This window comes from Paenibacillus sp. J23TS9 (assembly GCF_018403225.1).
Lineage (GTDB): Bacteria > Bacillota > Bacilli > Paenibacillales > Paenibacillaceae > Paenibacillus_AQ.
Window position 1 is genome coordinate 431,093 of sequence record NZ_BOSG01000001.1, and the last position, 17,765, is coordinate 448,857.

A 17,765-nucleotide genomic window follows, 5' to 3' on the forward strand; every position below is an offset into this window, starting at 1 on the left:
AGCTTTTAGCAGCATGGGGTCCGATGATGGATTTCATGCTTTTTTTGTATGCCTTGTTCGGATCATATACAATAAATGGACATCGACAGAAGAATCAGGAGGGATATCAGAAGATGAACCAAGCTGAAGGAAGATGCGACCTGCATACCCATACCCGGGCCTCAGACGGAATGCAGAGTCCGGCGGACAACGTGCGGCGAGCTAGTGAAAAAGGATTATCGGCTGTGGCGATCACGGATCATGATACCGTTGCAGGTGTCCTCGAGGCGATGGAAGAAGGGGAACGCTGCGGTATAGACGTAGTGCCGGGAGTGGAGATCAGCACCCGTGCGGGAGGGAAAGATATTCATGTGCTCGGTTATTACGTAAGCTGCTCGGATGAGAAGTTTCTGAAACGGCTGGCTGATTTGCGGAACACCAGAGAAGAACGGAATGTAAAAATGATCGCGAAGCTGCAGGAGCTTGATGTCCAGATTACCATGGAAGATGTTATATCCGGGTTAGGAAGAGAGCTGCGTCCAGATGAGAGCGTCGGCCGACCGCATATGGCGGATGTTCTGGTCAGCAAAGGATATGCTAGGGATATGAGAGACGCATTCAACCGTTATCTGGGAGAGGATGCGCCTGCATATGTGTCTGTACCGAGGATTTCTCCTCTGGAAGCAATCGAGTGGATCCGCGAGGCTGGAGGGACTCCGGTGCTGGCTCATCCGGGAATATACGGGGATGATGATCTGGTGAGAGATATTCTGGAGCAGGCCAAGCCTGCAGGCATTGAAGTTTTTCATTCCGATCATGGAAAGGCTGAGGAGGAACGCTATCAGGCTATGGCTGATGATTACGCACTGATTGTTACCGCTGGCTCCGATTATCACGGGGCAAGACAGGGTGTTATATTTCACGGTGATATCGGCAGCCGCTGGGTTCCCGTTTCGGTACTGGAGCAGTTGAAGCGGGGCTCTGCAGGTCATTGATTGGATCGACCCCCAAGTCGGATAATCATGCAAAAAAACCACTGGAGCGATATTTTCCAGTGGTTTTCTTATTGGCGGGAGTTAATTTTGTTTTAGGGTATTCGGAAGACCTTTGATCCGTTCACTGTCGGGCGTGATAACCAATGTTTTCTGATGATCATAGATAACAAAGCCCGGCTTGGCCCCGCTTGGTTTATGGACATGGCGGATGAGCGTGTAATCGACGGGAACGCTGCTGGATTCTTTAGCCTGGCTGTAGTAGGCCGCAAGCAGCGCCGCTTCCTCCAATGTTTGATCTCCAAATTCGGTGCTGCGTATGACAACATGCGAGCCGGGAATGTCCTTCGTATGCAGCCAGGTATCATTTGAGCTTGCCAATCGATTGGTTAAATACTCATTTTGCAGGTTGTTTTTGCCAACGAATATTTCGATCCCTTCCGATGACGTGAAAACATGCAGTGTAGGGCGGTCGTTCTTCTTCTTTTTCTTTACCTTTTTGCTGCGGTCGCGAAGATATCCTTGCTGGATCAGCTCCTCGCGGATTTCGGCAATATCACTCATGGAGGCGTAGGACAGCTGCTGCAGCAGTTCATCCATATAACGGATTTCTTCCTGCGTCTTCTCGAGCTGCTCTTTGATGACTACCAGACTGTTTTTATATTTATTGTATTTTTTGAAATAGCGCTGCGCATTGTCCGAAGGCATGAGCAGCGGATCCAGCGGAATGGTGACCGCTTTTTGGTCCTCATCATAAAAGTTGACAAGCACCGCAGTTTTGTCGCCTTTTTGAATCGTATGGAGCGAAGCGAAGAGCAGTTCTCCATAGATACGGTACTGGTCTGCATCGCCAGCCTCAGCCAGATCCTCATGCAGATGATCCAGCTTCTTAATATTTTTGGAGCGTTCGTTTTGCAGGAAACGAAGAAGGTCACTGACCTTTTGCTTAACCGTGTCGCGCTCAGCCTTCTCCCCGTAATAATCCTCCATGCATGCGCTCATGGATTCGTAGTGCTTAACTTCGTTTTTTAACAGAGTCAGGTTTACCGCTGAAAAGATCATCTTGCCCTTGGCGTTTGCCCCCGTAACCGGTGTATATTCGTTTTTCTGGACGGGTTCCATAACCGAGCTGAAAGCATCCCATAAAGCGGAGCAGCGCTGATACGCTTCATCCTCACTCACTTGAAGATCGTAAATATCAGGTGTGCCGGAGCGGTGAACCATTTCCTGTGCGATGAGCGGGCTTATTCCGCTAAAGGTGTCGACGATCCATGGAATGGGCTCTTCGATTCCTGAGCATTTCGCACAAAATTCCTTGCGCTCTGCCGTGAGCGGATTTTGCTTATGCTGCTGCGGCGGCTCGGTATAGGCAAAGCCGGGCATAACGATCCGGTAGCTGCTGATGCTTGGGGTGACATGGTGGATTCCGTCCAGAATGGTTCCGCTTGAAGGATCGGTCAAAATAATATTACTGTGGCGTCCCATCAGCTCAATGATAATCTTTTTGGTTGAAACATCCCCGAGTTCATCGCGCTGGCGCACTGTCAGATGAATGATTCTCTCCATCCCCACCTGGCTGATTTCCTCGATAATTCCGCTTTCGCAGTGCTTGCGCATCAGCATGCAGAACATCGGCGCCTCCTGCGGGTTCAAGAAGCTCCGGTCCGTAAAGTGAACGCGCGGATAAGTCGGGTTGGCCGACAGCAGCAGCTTAACGTTGCCCTCGCGTGTGCGCAGGTGAAACAGAATATCATGATCGTTCGGTTGGTATATTTTGCTGATCCGGGCTCCCCGGTAGGCTTCGAGCTCATGCACGATCGCCCTAGTTACGATTCCGTCCAATGCCATTGTTTATATATCTCCCATCTTTTAATACAGAATTTAAGTCGATCCTAGCAAAATGCTCATGGTCAAAATCCAGTCTTCTCTATGATGCCATAGTTTGCCCAAAAACTTAAGAGGCGTCTTCTGTGATATTTCAGGTCCTGTCCGAATACATTTACGTTAGAACAGGTGGAAAAGCTGTCGGTATCTTCGGCAGCAGCACAAAGAGCGGGAGGGAAAGGAAAGCATGGAACAAAAAGCATGGCATCAGATGAATGCCGAGGATCTGCAGCAGGTTCTGAGCGTAGAGCCGCAGCATGGCCTTACGGAAGAACAGGCTGACGAACGAAGAAAGCAGCATGGAAGCAATGAGTTGTCTGAAGGCAAAAAGATCTCTCTATTCGCGCTGTTTTTGAACCAGTTCAAGGATTTTATGGTTCTGGTGCTGATGGGAGCCACACTGGTGTCCGGCCTGCTGGGTGAATATCTGGATGCCATTACCATTATCGCAATCATCCTGCTGAACGGAATACTGGGATTTGTTCAGGAATTCCGGGCTGAGCGATCCCTGCGCGCACTGAAGCAGCTGTCAGCCCCGTCAGCAAAGGTGCTAAGGGATGGAAAAACGGTCTCGATCCCGGCTAAGATGCTGGTCCCCGGCGACATTGTCATGCTGGAGAGCGGCGACCGCATTCCTGCGGATATACGCTGGCTGGAGACGAGCAGCTGCTACATTGAGGAATCGGCACTAACGGGTGAATCGGTGCCTGTAGGCAAACATAGCCAGGCTATTACCGAATCCGAAGTGCCGCTTGGAGATCAGAAAAACCTTGGCTTTATGGGAACGATGATGACTCGGGGTACTGCTAAAGCCATCGTCATCCGGACCGGCATGAATACGGAAATGGGCAAGATTGCTGATCTTATCCAAAATACGGATTCACAGCAGACCCCTCTCCAGCACCGTTTAGAGCAGCTTGGCAAGCTTTTGATCATTCTCTCCCTCGGCCTGACCGTCATGGTTGTCGCAGCGGGGATTTTGCACGGACAGCCAGCGGTAGGCATGTTCCTTGCGGGTGTCAGCCTTGCGGTAGCAGCCATACCTGAAGGGCTGCCGGCAATCGTTACTGTAGCATTGGCCTTAGGTGTACAGCGTATGATTAAGCGGAAAGCCATTGTCCGGAAGCTGCCTTCCGTAGAAACGCTTGGCTGCGCATCCGTCATTTGCTCTGACAAGACAGGCACCCTGACCCAAAATAAAATGACCGTTACCAGGCTGTGGATCGGCGGCCGCGACATGGAAGTGACTGGCGACGGCTATGCGCCAACCGGTCAGGTCTTGGAAAAGGGCAAGTCTATTGATATCCGGAACGATCAGGGATTGCGCCGTCTCTTGCAGATCGGTGCACTGTGTAACAATGCCGAAATTTATGAGATGCAGCAAGCAGAGCCAAAAGGTAAGCGGAAGGGAAAGGAAGAAACGGTAGGTCCCGTGTGGGGGTTAAAGGGTGATCCGACCGAGGGAGCACTGATTACACTGTCCTCCAAGATGGGGATGACGTCGGAATCCATGTCAGGACTGTACAAGCGGGATCAGGAGTTTCCTTTTGATTCCGAGCGGAAGCTGATGTCGGTCGTGGTCAGCCATCAAGGCGGCAAGCTGCTATGCACGAAAGGTGCGCCGGATGTGCTGCTGAATCAATGCACATATATTTTATGGGAAGGGAACGTGGTGCCGTTCACAACCACGTTGAAGCAAAAGGTGCTCGCAGCCAACGAACAGATGGCTTCCGCTGCTTTGCGCGTGCTTGGCACGGCTTACCGGGATATCCGGTCGCATGATTCCTTGAGCAATGAAAAAGAAGCAGAAAGCCAGCTCGTGTTCGTCGGCCTCGCGGGGATGATCGATCCGCCGCGGCGTGAGGTGCGTGACGCGATAAGTACCTGCCGCCGCGCCGGAATCAAAACCGTCATGATCACAGGAGACCACGGGACAACAGCCGAAGCAATTGCCCATCAGCTGGGTATTATACCGCGCGGAGGACTGGCGATGTCCGGGCAGGATCTGGGCCGTATTGATGATGACGAGCTGGATTCTAAAGTGGATAATATTTTTGTGTATTCCCGCGTATCTCCCGAGCATAAGCTGCGTATCGTCAAATCTCTCCAGCGGAAAGGGCATGTGGTAGCAATGACGGGGGATGGCGTCAATGATGCGCCTGCCATCAAAGCTGCCGATATCGGCATTGCTATGGGCATTACCGGAACGGATGTGACCAAGGAAGCTTCATCGCTGGTGCTCAGCGATGACAATTTCTCTACAATCGTTGCGGCAATCGAGGAGGGCCGGAACATCTATGAGAATATACGCAAATTTATCCGTTATCTCCTCGCATCAAACGTGGGCGAAATTTTAACCATGTTTTTCGCGATGATGCTGGCGCTTCCGCTTCCGCTGCTTCCGATCCAGATCTTATGGGTGAACCTGGTTACAGATGGTTTGCCGGCTATGGCGCTGGGCGTGGATCAGCCGGAGAAGGACTTAATGGAACATAAGCCGCGGGGTGCAAGAGAGAATATTTTTGCCCGCAGGCTTGGCTGGAAAATAATCAGCCGCGGCTTTTTGATCGGATTATGCACGCTTGGAGCCTTCTGGCTTACGCTTAAGACCGACCCGGGCAATGCAGGCCAGATTGCCAAAGCGCAGTCCGTCGCATTTGCAACTTTGGTACTGGCCCAGCTTATCCATGTATTTGATTGCAGAAGCTCGCGCTCCATTTTCCACCGCAATCCGCTGCAAAACAAATACCTGGTTCTCGCGGTGTTATCCTCCGTCGTATTGATGCTTGGCGTGATGTATATTGAAGCGCTGCAGCCGATTTTCAAGACGGTGCCGCTTGGCTTCCGCGAATGGGCGATTTCGATCGTCGCGGCTGGCATTCCTACCTTCCTGATGGGTGCCGGCAGTGTATGGGGCGGCAGACGCCAAAAGCGCAAAGGCGGCGGTGGGCGCTTCGTGATGAAAAGTACAAAATTTTCAGCATAAAGTTAATACAATTTCGCCACTCCTTACGATATGCTTGTGAGCAGTAAACAAGCCGAACGAAGGAGTGGCAAAACCGATGGAATTTACAAAAATGCATGGTCTGGGTAATGACTTTATTGTGATATATGGTGAGCAGGTTCTTCCTGAAGATGCGGCAGAGCTTGCCGTCAAATGGTGCGACCGTTATTTTGGCATCGGAGCAGACGGGCTGGTTTATATCCTGCCTTCCGAACAGGCGGACTACCGGATGAGAATTATTAATTCTGACGGAAGTGAAGCAGAGCAGTGCGGCAATGCGATCCGCTGCGTTGCCAAATACGTGTATGATCACGGTTATGTGCAGAGAGAGCAAATTACGATCGAAACGTTGGGGGCAGGCGTGCAGAAGGTTTCCATTCACACAGATCATGCAAAGGCGGTTACGGTAACCGTTGATATGGGCGAGCCTGTGCTTGAGGGGCTCAAAATCCCGACGACGATCAATTCCACGCCCGTTGTGAATGTCCCGCTTGAGTCTGATGGATCTTCATTCCATTTCACAGCGGTGTCTATGGGCAACCCGCACTGCGTGATCTATGTGGATGATGCGGTAAACTTCGATCTGAACACATGGGGGCCAAAGCTTGAAGCACATCCTCTATTTCCGAAAAAAGTAAACGTGGAGTTTGCTACGGTTCTTAACCGCCAAACCGTCGACATGCGCGTCTGGGAACGCGGTGCAGGCCCGACGCTGGCTTGCGGTACTGGAGCGTGTGCCACACTGGTATCTTCGGTATTGAACGGGAAGACAGACCGTGAGGCGGAAATTCGCCTGAAGGGCGGCAGTCTCTATATTAAATGGAATGAACAGGATAACCGGGTGTACATGACAGGTCCAGCGGCTTTTGTATACACAGGGAAGGTAACAGCATAAACCTGAGCCGATGGGTTTTTGATCAAAAAGCTTGCTAATCCGCCTGCGGGCATGGGTTTGCAGGCTTTTTTCCGCCCTTCGGGATGCTATCTTTAAAATTCCGTTAATTCCGTCCTAACTTGTGGGAATATATAAGGTTTTGTGATACATTAGTATGAAACTACGGTCAGGTTGGGGGAATTATGATGAAGCCGGATTTGCGCAAGGCATTGGATACTCAAGTGCTTGTCGGGGATGGAGCGATGGGCACTTTCTTATATCAAATGGGTTTTCCCGTTGGGATTTCGTATGAAGAGTTAAATTTGACCTCACCGGAAGTCATCCGGGATGTTCACCGGCGCTATATGGAAGCAGGCGCACAAGTACTTGAGACGAACACTTTTTCAGCTAACTTTGACAAACTGTCCAAGTACGGATTGGAATCCAAGGTTAATGAGATTAACCGTGCAGGCGTACGTATCGCCCGTGAAGCCGCTGGAGAATATGGCTATGTGGTCGGGGCTGTGGGCTCGATCCGGGGCGGCAAGCGGACGAATGTATCCACTGGAGAACTGAAAAAGTATTTTGAACAGCAGCTTCAAGTGCTATTAAGCGAGGGAGTAGACGGTATTCTGCTCGAAACCTTTTATGATGTTGAAGAACTTGCGTTGGCTTTGTCCATTGCGCGGCGTTTAACTGCTGTACCTGTCATCTGTCAGTTCGCGGTGGAGGATGTGGCCAGAACTCTCGATGGATACACGATGCCGGAAGCCTTCCGGATCATGCAGCAGGAAGGGGCCGATGTAATCGGCTTTAACTGCCGCACCGGTCCAAACGGTATCATGGGCGCAATGAAGACGCTTGACGGCCATCTGCCGGCTCCGATGTCGGTCTATCCGAATGCGGGTGTTGCCGACTACGTAGACGGGGAATATCAATATGGAGCAGGCCCGGAGTACTTTGGTCAAATGGCTGTGAAATTCGCCGATCTGGGGGCACATATCATTGGCGGCTGCTGCGGCACCACACCGGCACATATTGCGGCAATAGCCGGAGCGCTTGAAGGCTACACACCGCCAGTTTTTGTATATGAGCCCATTCCTGAACAAACGGCGCCTCTTGTTATCCATGAGCATCTTCCGCAGGAAGAGAATGAGGAGAAGACGGAGCCTAACCTGGTAGATTTAGCCAAACAGCGTCATACCGTAATTGTGGAACTTGATCCTCCCCGTGATCTGGATATCGCCAAATTTATGCAGGGAGCTGAAAGATTGAAGCAAGCCGGTGCGGATGCGCTCACGCTTGCTGACAATTCCCTTGCGGTTACACGCATGAGCAATATGGCACTCGGGCATTTGGTTCAGGCACAAACGGGTTTGAGACCACTTGTGCATATTGCCTGCCGGGATCGCAATCTAATCGGCACGCAGTCACATATGATGGGATTTGATGCACTGGGCATTGATCATGTGCTGGCTGTAACAGGTGATCCTGCACGATTTGGGGATCTGCCGGGTTCAAGCTCGGTGTATGATCTGACATCCTTTGAAATCATCCGCATGATTAAACAGCTTAACGAAGGCATATCCTTTTCAGGTAAGCCATTGAAGCAAAAAGCAAAATTCGTGGTAGGCGCAGCTTTTAATCCGCATGGCAAGCATCTGCATAAAGCAGTAGCGCGTCTGGAACGGAAAATAGCTGCAGGAGCGGATTACATTATGACTCAGCCTGTGTATGACCCCGAGCTGATCCGCGCCGTCAAGGAAGCGACAAGCCACCTGGAGACGCCTATTTTTATGGGGATTATGCCGCTGGCGAGCGGTAGAAATGCAGAATATTTACACAACGAGGTTCCGGGCATTCAGCTTTCGGAAGATGTCCGCGGGCGGATGGCCGGGCTTGAAGGGGAAGAGGGCAGAGCCATGGGGGTTCAGATCGCAAAGGAACTCCTGGATGTAGCGATGGACCATTTTAACGGCATCTATCTGATGACTCCATTTATGCTTTATGAAATGAGCGCCCAGCTCATCGAGCATGTTTGGGCCAGATCGGGCCGGCAATTGTCCCCCTTGTTTCGTTGATCGTAATCAATTACAATAGTGTAATGGATGTGGTGCCGATGTCTTTTAGCATGACCGGATATGGTCAATCTGCCCTCCAGCATGGAGGGTATAAAGTAGTATTTGAAGTGAAGTCCGTCAATCACCGATACTGCGAAGTTGTCCTTCGTTTGCCGCGTGAGTGGACATGCTTTGAGGACTCTTTGCGAAGAACGGTGCAGCAGTATGTAAAACGCGGACGGGTTGACGTTTACGTCAATAAGGAAGAGGGCGACGAGCATGCTCCACATGCCCTGCTGAACGAGCATGCCATACAAACGTATTTGCAGGCCGCCCAGGATCTTTCGCAGCAGTATGGCCTTGATGGTGAGCTGACTGTGAAGGATTTGTTGTCTCTTCCCGGTGTGTGGATTGCCCCCGAGCACATCGCCTTACCGGGTGCTTCCGATTTGGATGATTGGGGTCCGGTCCTGGAAAATGGCCTGCGGAAGGCTATGGAGGGACTCTCGGCCATGCGAAGTCTGGAAGGCAAACATCTTGCCACAGATGTGGAGCAGCGTTTGATTAAGCTTCAGCATCTGCATAGCGAGATGATGCAGCTGGCACCAACAGTAGTCGAGGATTACCGCAATAAGCTCAAACAAAGGCTGTCTGATCTTAATGACGGTTCGTTTGCCTTTGATGAACATAAATTTGGCATGGAAGTTGCTATCTTCGCAGACCGTTCTAACATTGATGAAGAACTGACACGGCTGCAGAGCCATTTTGAGCAGTGCAAGGGATTGCTTCGTGCGGATGAACCGGTCGGAAGAAAACTGGATTTTCTGATTCAGGAAATGAACAGGGAAGTCAATACGATTGGATCGAAAGCCAATCATCTGACTCTGGTAAACCGTGTTGTCGAAATGAAGGCGGAACTGGAAAAAATTCGCGAACAATTGGCCAATATAGAATAAACAGGCAGTTTCGACAGAAAACAGGCAAGAGTCAAATGTATAGGGGGATAAACCTGATTATGGCAATCAAACTCATTAACATCGGCTTCGGGAATATTGTATCGGCTAACCGAATCATTTCCATTGTAAGCCCTGAATCAGCACCCATTAAAAGAATCATTCAAGAAGCAAGAGACCGTCATATGCTGATTGATGCGACCTATGGACGCCGGACGCGTGCCGTGATCATTACCGATAGCGATCATGTCATCCTGTCCGCGGTGCAGCCTGAAACGGTAGCGCACCGACTCTCAAGCAAAGACGACGATAATGACGAATAACGAGTTGGGGAGTAATATGGCAAAAGGAATATTGTTTATATTATCCGGACCTTCCGGGGTCGGGAAAGGCACCGTATGTACCGCACTGAGAGGCAAGATTCCGGAACTCGTTTATTCCGTTTCGGCAACGACCCGGAGTCCGCGGCTTGGCGAGGAAGACGGAGTGAATTATTTTTTCAAAACCCGTGACCAGTTTCTGAATATGATGCAGAACGACCAGCTTTTGGAGCATGCGGAATATGTAGGGAACTATTATGGTACACCGCGTGATTTCGTGGAAAAGACGCTCCTAAGCGGCAATGATATTATTTTAGAGATCGAGGTGCAGGGTGCGCTGCAGGTGAAGGAAAAGTTCCCTGAGGGAGTGTTTATCTTCCTGCTGCCGCCATCACTGGATGAACTGAAAGACCGTATCCGCGGACGCGGTACGGAGAATCAGGCAACAATCGATCACCGGATGTCGGTTGCAGTCGATGAGATCAATTTGATGGAGCATTATGACTATGCTGTCGTTAATGATCAGATCGATTCCGCGTGCAAACGAATAGAATCTATTATTGTAGCCGAACATTGTAAGGTGAAACGATAGGACGAGAGTAGTTTAGACTTTTGATGAAGAAGAGGTGGCGGTAACATGTTGTATCCTTCGATTGATGAAATGATGAATAAAGTCGACAGTAAATATTCGCTGGTGGTCGCTGCGTCAAGACGTGCAAGACAACTGCGCGAAGGCGAGAAGACCGGTCTCAAACATCCTAGATCTCATAAATATGTGGGTGTAGCTCTGGAGGAAATCTACGGTGACCTTCTTCGTATTATTCCTGAGCCTGCAACAGAAAAAGACGAAATCAAGAAACGTTAAATCACGGATTATAGAATTTTGAAGGCTTCAGCGGTGCTGAACCATTCTATAGTCGCAGGAGGAGGCGCGCATGAGTAATGCCGGCCTGCTTCCTGTCCTAGCGTCAATAGACGCTGTACCGAATACAACCGCAAGGTTGTATTTTTTTCTCTATTTCTGGGTGAAAGAGGGGGATTCACATGTTAAGCGGTAAAACGATCGTACTTGGCGTTACGGGAGGAATTGCGGCATACAAGGCGGCAACTCTGTGCAGCAAGCTGGTCCAAAAAGGGGCAAATGTGCATGTTATTATGACGTCCTCGGCCAAGCAGTTCATTACGGAACTGACGCTGCAAAGCCTGTCCAAAAATGCGGTGTTCAGTGATACCTTTGATGAGAGAGACCCATCCGTGGTTTCTCATATCCGTTTGGCGGACGCGGCCGATCTTGTGCTGATCGCACCGGCGACAGCCAATGTGATTGCCAAAATGGCTCATGGACTGGCTGATGATATGCTGACCACCACGCTTTTGGCGACGATGGCGCCGGTAATGGTAGCTCCCGCGATGAATGTTCATATGTATGGGCATCCCGCTGTAATGGAAAATATGAAAACGCTGGAGCAAAGAGGCGTTATGATGATCGAGCCGGGCGAAGGCCTGCTTGCCTGCGGCTACGTTGGAAAAGGACGCATGGAGGAGCCGGAAAGCATTGTGGCCGTGGTCGAACGTTATTTTGCCGAGAAGGAGAAGGCAGAGCCGGGGCTTTTGCATGGAAAAAAAGTGGTTGTTACGTCGGGGGGCACTATCGAGCGTATTGATCCTGTGCGCTATATTACCAATGATTCATCCGGTAAAATGGGCTTTGCCATTGCCAAGGCCGCGCGTGAGATGGGGGCTTCGGTCCACCTGATTCATGGTCATACCGATACGGCTCCACCGGCAGGAATTGATGCCGAAGCTGTTCAATCGGCGGATGATATGTACCAGGCTGTTCTGAAGCATTGGCATGATAGTGACATAGTCATCAAAGCCGCAGCAGTAGCAGACTACCGTCCAGCCGAAACAGCGAGCAGCAAGATCAAGAAGAAGGGCGATACGATGACGCTCGAACTCGTCAAGACCGTGGATATTCTGGAGCAGCTTGGCAAAAGCAAAGCAAACCAGTTTTTGATCGGATTCGCCGCTGAGACTCATAATGTGGAAGTTTATGCCAAGGATAAGCTGGTCCGTAAAAATTGCGATCTGATTGTAGCCAATGATGTTACGGCAGAGGGAGCCGGCTTCCGTTCGGACACCAACATCGTGCAGGTTTATGATGCTGACGGTTTAGTGGAGCAAATGCCCGTGATGTCAAAAGATGAAATTGCACGGCGGCTTCTGACCATTGCTGCTGCGCGGATGAACGGAGCAGGTAACTGATGCAGCCGCAAGTGGCCAAGGTCATCGTTGATGTTCCGGTAAAGGATACCGACCGCCCCTTTGATTATCTTATCCCAGAATCCATGCGGGCATGGATTGAGATAGGAAGCCGTGTTGGAGTTCCTTTCGGCCACCGGACGGTTCAGGGCTTCGTCGTGGCGCTGCAGGAGGAACCTTCCGCTGGTGGAATGCGCCTGAAGGCTATTCAGGAGGTATTGGATGTAGTCCCTCCGTTATCGCCTGAGCTGGTGAAGCTTGCAGAATGGATGAGTCAAAAGTACGCCTGCCGGTTTATCACAGCTCTTCAGGTCATGGTTCCGACAGCGCTGAAAGGTAAGGCCGAAAGGTATATCTCACTCGGAGATGCCCCTGAGCAAGATGAAGAAGAGGATGAGTATTCAGGGACACTGGTCCGAATTGCGTCAGAAACAACGGAAGAAGTCCGAACGATCCTGGCTTATGTCGGGCAAAAAGGCGAGGTTCCTGCCCAGCATCTCAGCCGTATTTTCCCGGATAGTGCAGATACAATTAAATCTCTGCTTCGTAAAGGAGTTCTTCAGGAGAATCAATCGATAAAGGACAAACTTCAGAAGAAAACGCTCAAGGCGGTCGATCTTGTCGTGGAGCCGGATGCAGCAGAAGCAGCACTGGAAGACTTTCCGGCTAAGGCACAACGTCAGCGGGAAGTTCTACAGTTTATTCTGGAAATGAAGGAACTGCTGCCGTTGCCTCTAAAAGAAATTCTGTCCTCGCTTCAGGTATCGGCTGCTACCGTCAAGGGGCTCGCAGACAAGGGTTTTATTTCGATCGAAGATCAGGAAGTGTTCCGCGACCCATACAGGGGACGACGCTTCAAGCCTTCGGTACCACTGCAGTTGAACGATGAGCAGCAGCAGGCCTATGACCGTATACAGGACACACTGGATGCCTACCGTCATGGCGTGTTTCTTTTGCATGGCGTTACAGGCAGTGGTAAAACCGAAATTTATCTGCAAACCATTCAGCACTGTATTGAGCAGGGGCGGCAGGCTATTGTCCTTGTACCGGAAATATCGCTGACACCGCAGATGGTTGAACGCTTTAAAGGACGTTTCGGCGATCTGGTGGCGGTCATGCACAGCCGGCTTTCCGGCGGCGAACGCTATGATGAATGGCGGAAAATCCGCGAAGGTAAGGTGAAGGTAGCCATAGGGGCACGTTCTGCAGTATTTGCACCATTTGAGCAAATCGGACTCATTATTATGGATGAAGAGCATGAAACGTCGTACAAGCAAGAGGAAAGTCCCAAGTATCATGCAAGGGACGTGGCAGTCAAGCGTGCTCAGCAGCAAGGAGCGGCTGTGATTTTGGGTTCAGCAACGCCTTCGCTGGAGAGCTACTATGCAGCCCGCTCCCAGTCGGATGATAACTTCTCTCCTATGCTGCTGGAAATGAAGCACCGGGCGCTCGGCAACGAGCTTCCAGCTGTGGAGATCGTAGATATGCGGGAGGAGCTGAAGGAAGGTAATCGTTCGATGTTCAGCCGTTCTTTGCATCAGGCGATCGAAGTACGACTGGAGCGGCAGGAGCAAACGGTGCTGCTGCTTAATCGACGCGGGTATTCTACGTTCGTGATGTGCCGCAGCTGCGGCTATGTGGCGGGGTGCCCGGAATGTGATATTTCCTTGACCTATCATCAAAAATCGAACAACCTCCGCTGTCACTATTGCGGTTATGCCGAGCCGGCACCATCCGTTTGTCCGGACTGCGGCAGTGAGCATATCCGCTATTTCGGAACGGGCACGCAGCGGGTGGAAGAGGAATTGGCCAAGCTATTTCCGGGTATTCGGGTTATCCGCATGGACGTGGATACAACGACAGAAAAGGGATCTCATGAGAAGCTGCTTAAGCAGTTCCGCGATAAGAAGGCGGATGTTCTCCTGGGCACCCAGATGGTGGCCAAAGGGCTGGATTTTCCGGATGTTACGCTCGTCGGTGTTATTACCGCCGATTCCGCCCTCAATTTGCCGGATTTTCGCGCTGGCGAGAAAACCTTCCAGCTGATGACTCAGGTAGCAGGACGGGCGGGACGCCATCAGCTGCCGGGAGAGGTGATGATCCAGTCCTATACGCCGGATCACTACTCCATCATCCATGCAAGCGGGCATGATTATCATTCCTTCGTGAGGGATGAACTGAAGCACCGCCGTAATCTTCACTATCCGCCATACTGCCGCCTGATTCTGATTACGTTAACTCATGAGCAGCTTCCGCTGCTGGTTCGAATGGCTGAAAACATGGTGTCGGTGCTTCAGGGGAAAGCAAGACAGCGCGGATGGTTCGGCAGTTTGGACCGGCTGACAGCAGATGCATTCGACGTGCTTGGACCAGTAGCTTCACCCATTCCGCGCATAAAAAATAGATACAGATTTCAATGTATGGTAAAATGGCGTGGGAATATCGATGCCGTCGGGCTGGTACGCGCAGCGGCCGAACAGCTTGAAGACACGGCACATAACCAAAAGCTTCAGATCAGTATCGATGTGGATCCGCAAATGCTGATGTAATCCCCGTCATATGAAATGAAACTACGGATGTAATCAAATACATGAGGATTATGCAAAATCCTGACATGAATACCCATAAGGAAGGTGTCATCATGGCAATTCGCATTATCGTAAAAGAACCTGATGCAGTACTGCACAAAATAGCAAAAGAAGTAAAAGAAATTACACCAAACGTAAAAAAACTACTGAAGGATATGGCGGAAACCATGTACGACGCGGAAGGTGTCGGCCTTGCCGCTCCCCAGGTCGGAATCCTGAAACGGCTGATTGTCGTTGACGTGGGCGACGATCACGGGTTGATCAAGCTTGTGAATCCGGTGATTGTTGCGAAGGAAGGCGAACAGTTTGGTCCCGAAGGCTGCCTCAGTATTCCCGGCTATAACGGGGATGTGCGCCGCGCCGAGCAGGTTACGGTAAAAGGATTGGATGAGAACGGTAACGAGGTAACGATTACAGGTACCGGATTATTGTCCCGTTGCTTCCAACATGAGATTGACCATCTGGATGGAGTCCTGTTTACCGACATTGCTGAAAAAGTATATGAATACGTACCAGAACGTCCCGGAAAGGAGTAATGCTTCATGAAAATCGTGTTCATGGGGACACCGGCCTTTGCCGTTCCCAGTCTGCGCATGCTTCTGGACGAAGGATATAACGTCGTTGCAGTGGTAACTCAGCCTGACCGGCCTCAGGGACGCAAAAAGGTGCTGATGCCAACACCGGTTAAAGAGGTTGCTCTGGAGCAAGGGATTCCCGTGCTTCAGCCTCAGCGCATGCGCAGTCCTGAAGCGGTAGCGGAGCTTGCAGCTTACAAGCCGGATTTGATCGTGACGGCAGCATATGGGCAGATCCTTCCCAAAGGTGTGCTTGAACTGCCTGCCAATGGCTGTGTCAATGTTCATGGCTCGCTACTTCCCCAATATCGGGGCGGTGCACCGATCCAGCGCTGTATCATCAATGGTGAAACCGAAACGGGCATCACGCTGATGTATATGGCAGAAGGTCTGGATACTGGAGATATGATTGCCCAGGTGAAGATCCCTATCGATGAGGAGGACACCTCGGGAACGCTGTTTGAGAAGCTGAGTATTGCCGGGGCGGCGCTCTTGAAAGAGCAAATGCCGCGTCTGGCCAATGGACGCCTGGAGGCTGAGGTGCAGGACGAGCAGAAGGCTTCGTATGCGCCCAATTTGAAGCGCGAGGATGAAAAGATAGATTGGAGTGCGTCAACGCGCGATATCTATAATCAGATTCGTGGTCTGGTTCCCTTTTCCGGTGCCTTCACGCTTTGGAATGATGAGGTCTTTAAAGCGTGGGCTTCCCGAAAAACAGACAAAGCCTCCAAGGAAGCTGATCCTGGAACGGTGCTTCAGCTTACTGATCAGGGGATTGAAGTAAAAACAGGCGATGCGTCACTGTGGCTGACTCGGATTCAGCCTAGCGGCAAAAAACAGATGGAAGCGGCTGAGTTTGTCCGCGGCAATACGATGACTTCTGGGACGGTGCTCGGGTGAGCGCAGGTAACCGCCAAGGCAAAGGAAGAATGTCGGCGCGGGAACTCGCCATGGAAGTACTGACACAGGTTGAACAGAATAAAGCCTACAGTAATTTGCAGCTGAATTCGGCCTTGCAGCGGGCTTCATTGTCCAAAGAGGATACGGGTCTCGCAACAGAGCTGGTATACGGAACAGTCTCCCGGCTCAATACGCTGGATTATTTTCTGGAACGTTTTGTAGCCAAAGGAGTGAAAAAGCTGCAGCCTTGGGTAAGGAATTTACTGCGGCTCAGCTTGTATCAAATGATGTACCTGGACCGGATTCCTCCGCATGCCGTGGTCAACGAGGCGGTCAATCTGGCAAAACACCGGGGACATCAAGGAATATCCGGAATGGTGAATGGAGTTCTGCGGAACTTACTGAGAAACCGCGAGGACTTGGTAATCCCTGAAGGTCTTTCGACTGCCGAACGTATTGCGCTTGAGCATTCCCATCCGCAGTGGCTGGTGGAACGCTGGATCAGTCAATATGGCGAAACTACAGCAGAAGCGATTTGCCGGGCCAATAATGAGCCTCCTTCCGTAAGTGTCCGGGTTAACATCACGATGATCAGTCGTGAAGAGATGTTGGCTGAAATGAAGGAGGCAGGACTTGAGGCTACCCCTTCATCGCTCTCACCGGAAGGAATTCTGGTGCACAGCGGCGGCAATATGGCGCTTAGCGGGTGGTACCGGGACGGGCAAATCTCGGTACAGGATGAGAGCTCCATGCTCGTGGCAGGCGCTGTCCGGCCGGCGCCCGGCATGAAGGTGCTGGACTGCTGCGCCGCACCGGGCGGCAAAACAGCGCATATGGCAGAGCTTATGCACGATCAAGGCGAGATTATAGCCAATGATCTACATGAGCATAAGCGCAAGCTGATCGGCGAACAGGCTGAAAGATTAGGGTTAGACAGCATCCACACCGTGACGGGGAACGCGCTCGAACTGGTTCAAAGGTATCCAGCGGGTTCATTCGACCGGATTTTGCTTGATGCTCCCTGCTCGGGTCTAGGCGTCATCCGGCGCAAGCCCGACCTGAAATGGACTAAAACCGCCGAAGATATCGGCGAAATCGCCAGCCTGCAGCTTGAACTGCTGGATTCCGTTTCTTCTTTGCTGCGGGTCGGCGGGATTCTGGTGTACAGTACCTGCACAATTGATCCGGAAGAGAACGAAGGAACGGTACAGCATTTTCTGGAGACCCATCCCGGTTTTGGGGTTCCGGAAAATTCCGGTGAGGAGTGGAGCAAGCTGCACTCCGCAACCGGCGGAGCGGGTGTACAGATACTGCCGCAGGACTATCATAGTGACGGCTTTTATATTGCCAGACTCCAAAGATTCTCTTAAACTA

Annotated in this window: 14 protein-coding genes; 13 read left to right on the forward strand and 1 reads right to left on the reverse strand. The window is 51.2% G+C overall.

Annotated elements, in window-relative coordinates; translation table 11 throughout:
- Positions 1 to 113 precede the first annotated feature (113 nt).
- A complete protein-coding gene (locus KJS65_RS02080; RefSeq protein ID WP_213648357.1) occupies positions 114 to 974 on the forward strand; it encodes a PHP domain-containing protein in 861 nt (286 codons plus the stop codon).
- An 81-nt stretch (positions 975 to 1,055) separates the two neighbouring features.
- On the opposite strand, the gene KJS65_RS02085 is transcribed toward KJS65_RS02080, so the two are convergent.
- On the reverse strand, positions 1,056 to 2,819 hold the full coding sequence (locus KJS65_RS02085; RefSeq protein WP_213648358.1) for an Rqc2 family fibronectin-binding protein: 1,764 nt from the start codon (positions 2,817 to 2,819) through the stop codon (positions 1,056 to 1,058).
- A gap of 223 nt (positions 2,820 to 3,042) precedes the next feature.
- On the opposite strand from KJS65_RS02085, the gene KJS65_RS02090 reads away from it, so the two are divergent.
- The 12 genes from KJS65_RS02090 to rsmB all read left to right on the forward strand — a co-directional run bounded on the left by KJS65_RS02090 (position 3,043) and on the right by rsmB (position 17,761).
- Positions 3,043 to 5,841 (forward strand): calcium-translocating P-type ATPase, SERCA-type, encoded by a 2,799-nt coding sequence (locus KJS65_RS02090; protein ID WP_213648359.1) that lies wholly within the window; start codon positions 3,043 to 3,045, stop codon positions 5,839 to 5,841.
- Between the two features lie 76 nt (positions 5,842 to 5,917).
- A complete protein-coding gene (dapF, locus tag KJS65_RS02095) occupies positions 5,918 to 6,754 on the forward strand; it encodes a diaminopimelate epimerase (RefSeq protein WP_213648360.1) in 837 nt (278 codons plus the stop codon).
- A 185-nt stretch (positions 6,755 to 6,939) separates the two neighbouring features.
- Complete coding sequence (locus KJS65_RS02100; protein ID WP_213650599.1) at positions 6,940 to 8,814, forward strand: bifunctional homocysteine S-methyltransferase/methylenetetrahydrofolate reductase; 1,875 nt, start codon at positions 6,940 to 6,942, stop codon at positions 8,812 to 8,814.
- Between the two features lie 38 nt (positions 8,815 to 8,852).
- Positions 8,853 to 9,749 (forward strand): YicC/YloC family endoribonuclease, encoded by an 897-nt coding sequence (locus tag KJS65_RS02105; RefSeq protein WP_213648361.1) that lies wholly within the window; start codon positions 8,853 to 8,855, stop codon positions 9,747 to 9,749.
- 59 nt (positions 9,750 to 9,808) lie between these two features.
- Positions 9,809 to 10,069, forward strand: a complete 261-nt coding sequence (remA, locus tag KJS65_RS02110) for an extracellular matrix/biofilm regulator RemA (protein WP_006209218.1) — start codon at positions 9,809 to 9,811, stop codon at positions 10,067 to 10,069.
- A gap of 16 nt (positions 10,070 to 10,085) precedes the next feature.
- Positions 10,086 to 10,658 (forward strand): guanylate kinase, encoded by a 573-nt coding sequence (gene gmk / locus KJS65_RS02115; RefSeq protein WP_213648362.1) that lies wholly within the window; start codon positions 10,086 to 10,088, stop codon positions 10,656 to 10,658.
- Between the two features lie 45 nt (positions 10,659 to 10,703).
- Positions 10,704 to 10,931, forward strand: coding sequence for a DNA-directed RNA polymerase subunit omega (rpoZ, locus tag KJS65_RS02120; protein ID WP_213648363.1), 228 nt, complete (start codon positions 10,704 to 10,706; stop codon positions 10,929 to 10,931).
- A 179-nt stretch (positions 10,932 to 11,110) separates the two neighbouring features.
- Positions 11,111 to 12,331, forward strand: a complete 1,221-nt coding sequence (gene coaBC, locus KJS65_RS02125; protein WP_213648364.1) for a bifunctional phosphopantothenoylcysteine decarboxylase/phosphopantothenate--cysteine ligase CoaBC — start codon at positions 11,111 to 11,113, stop codon at positions 12,329 to 12,331.
- On the forward strand, positions 12,331 to 14,877 hold the full coding sequence (gene priA, locus KJS65_RS02130; RefSeq protein ID WP_213648365.1) for a primosomal protein N': 2,547 nt from the start codon (positions 12,331 to 12,333) through the stop codon (positions 14,875 to 14,877). Before coaBC ends, priA begins: the two co-directional genes overlap by 1 nt.
- A 92-nt stretch (positions 14,878 to 14,969) precedes the next feature.
- Positions 14,970 to 15,452 carry a peptide deformylase gene (gene def, locus KJS65_RS02135; RefSeq protein WP_213648366.1) on the forward strand — a complete coding sequence of 161 codons (483 nt, stop codon included), beginning with the start codon at positions 14,970 to 14,972 and terminating at the stop codon, positions 15,450 to 15,452.
- Between the two features lie 6 nt (positions 15,453 to 15,458).
- The gene (gene fmt, locus KJS65_RS02140; protein WP_213648367.1) at positions 15,459 to 16,391 is read left to right on the forward strand and encodes a methionyl-tRNA formyltransferase; all 933 of its coding nucleotides are present in this window, start codon (positions 15,459 to 15,461) and stop codon (positions 16,389 to 16,391) included.
- 50 nt (positions 16,392 to 16,441) lie between these two features.
- On the forward strand, positions 16,442 to 17,761 hold the full coding sequence (gene rsmB, locus KJS65_RS02145) for a 16S rRNA (cytosine(967)-C(5))-methyltransferase RsmB (protein ID WP_374706165.1): 1,320 nt from the start codon (positions 16,442 to 16,444) through the stop codon (positions 17,759 to 17,761).
- The last annotated feature ends 4 nt before the right edge of the window (positions 17,762 to 17,765 follow it).

What these genes read in the sequence shown, in the direction of transcription:
- KJS65_RS02080 (WP_213648357.1), top strand. Translation starts at nt 114, where the DNA reads ATGAACCAAGCTGAAGGAAGATGCGACCTGCATACCCATACCCGGGCC.
- KJS65_RS02085 (WP_213648358.1), bottom strand. Translation starts at nt 2,819, where the DNA reads ATGGCATTGGACGGAATCGTAACTAGGGCGATCGTGCATGAGCTCGAA.
- KJS65_RS02090 (WP_213648359.1), top strand. Translation starts at nt 3,043, where the DNA reads ATGGAACAAAAAGCATGGCATCAGATGAATGCCGAGGATCTGCAGCAG.
- dapF (WP_213648360.1), top strand. Translation starts at nt 5,918, where the DNA reads ATGGAATTTACAAAAATGCATGGTCTGGGTAATGACTTTATTGTGATA.
- KJS65_RS02100 (WP_213650599.1), top strand. Translation starts at nt 6,940, where the DNA reads ATGAAGCCGGATTTGCGCAAGGCATTGGATACTCAAGTGCTTGTCGGG.
- KJS65_RS02105 (WP_213648361.1), top strand. Translation starts at nt 8,853, where the DNA reads ATGTCTTTTAGCATGACCGGATATGGTCAATCTGCCCTCCAGCATGGA.
- remA (WP_006209218.1), top strand. Translation starts at nt 9,809, where the DNA reads ATGGCAATCAAACTCATTAACATCGGCTTCGGGAATATTGTATCGGCT.
- gmk (WP_213648362.1), top strand. Translation starts at nt 10,086, where the DNA reads ATGGCAAAAGGAATATTGTTTATATTATCCGGACCTTCCGGGGTCGGG.
- rpoZ (WP_213648363.1), top strand. Translation starts at nt 10,704, where the DNA reads ATGTTGTATCCTTCGATTGATGAAATGATGAATAAAGTCGACAGTAAA.
- coaBC (WP_213648364.1), top strand. Translation starts at nt 11,111, where the DNA reads ATGTTAAGCGGTAAAACGATCGTACTTGGCGTTACGGGAGGAATTGCG.
- priA (WP_213648365.1), top strand. Translation starts at nt 12,331, where the DNA reads ATGCAGCCGCAAGTGGCCAAGGTCATCGTTGATGTTCCGGTAAAGGAT.
- def (WP_213648366.1), top strand. Translation starts at nt 14,970, where the DNA reads ATGGCAATTCGCATTATCGTAAAAGAACCTGATGCAGTACTGCACAAA.
- fmt (WP_213648367.1), top strand. Translation starts at nt 15,459, where the DNA reads ATGAAAATCGTGTTCATGGGGACACCGGCCTTTGCCGTTCCCAGTCTG.
- rsmB (WP_374706165.1), top strand. Translation starts at nt 16,442, where the DNA reads ATGGAAGTACTGACACAGGTTGAACAGAATAAAGCCTACAGTAATTTG.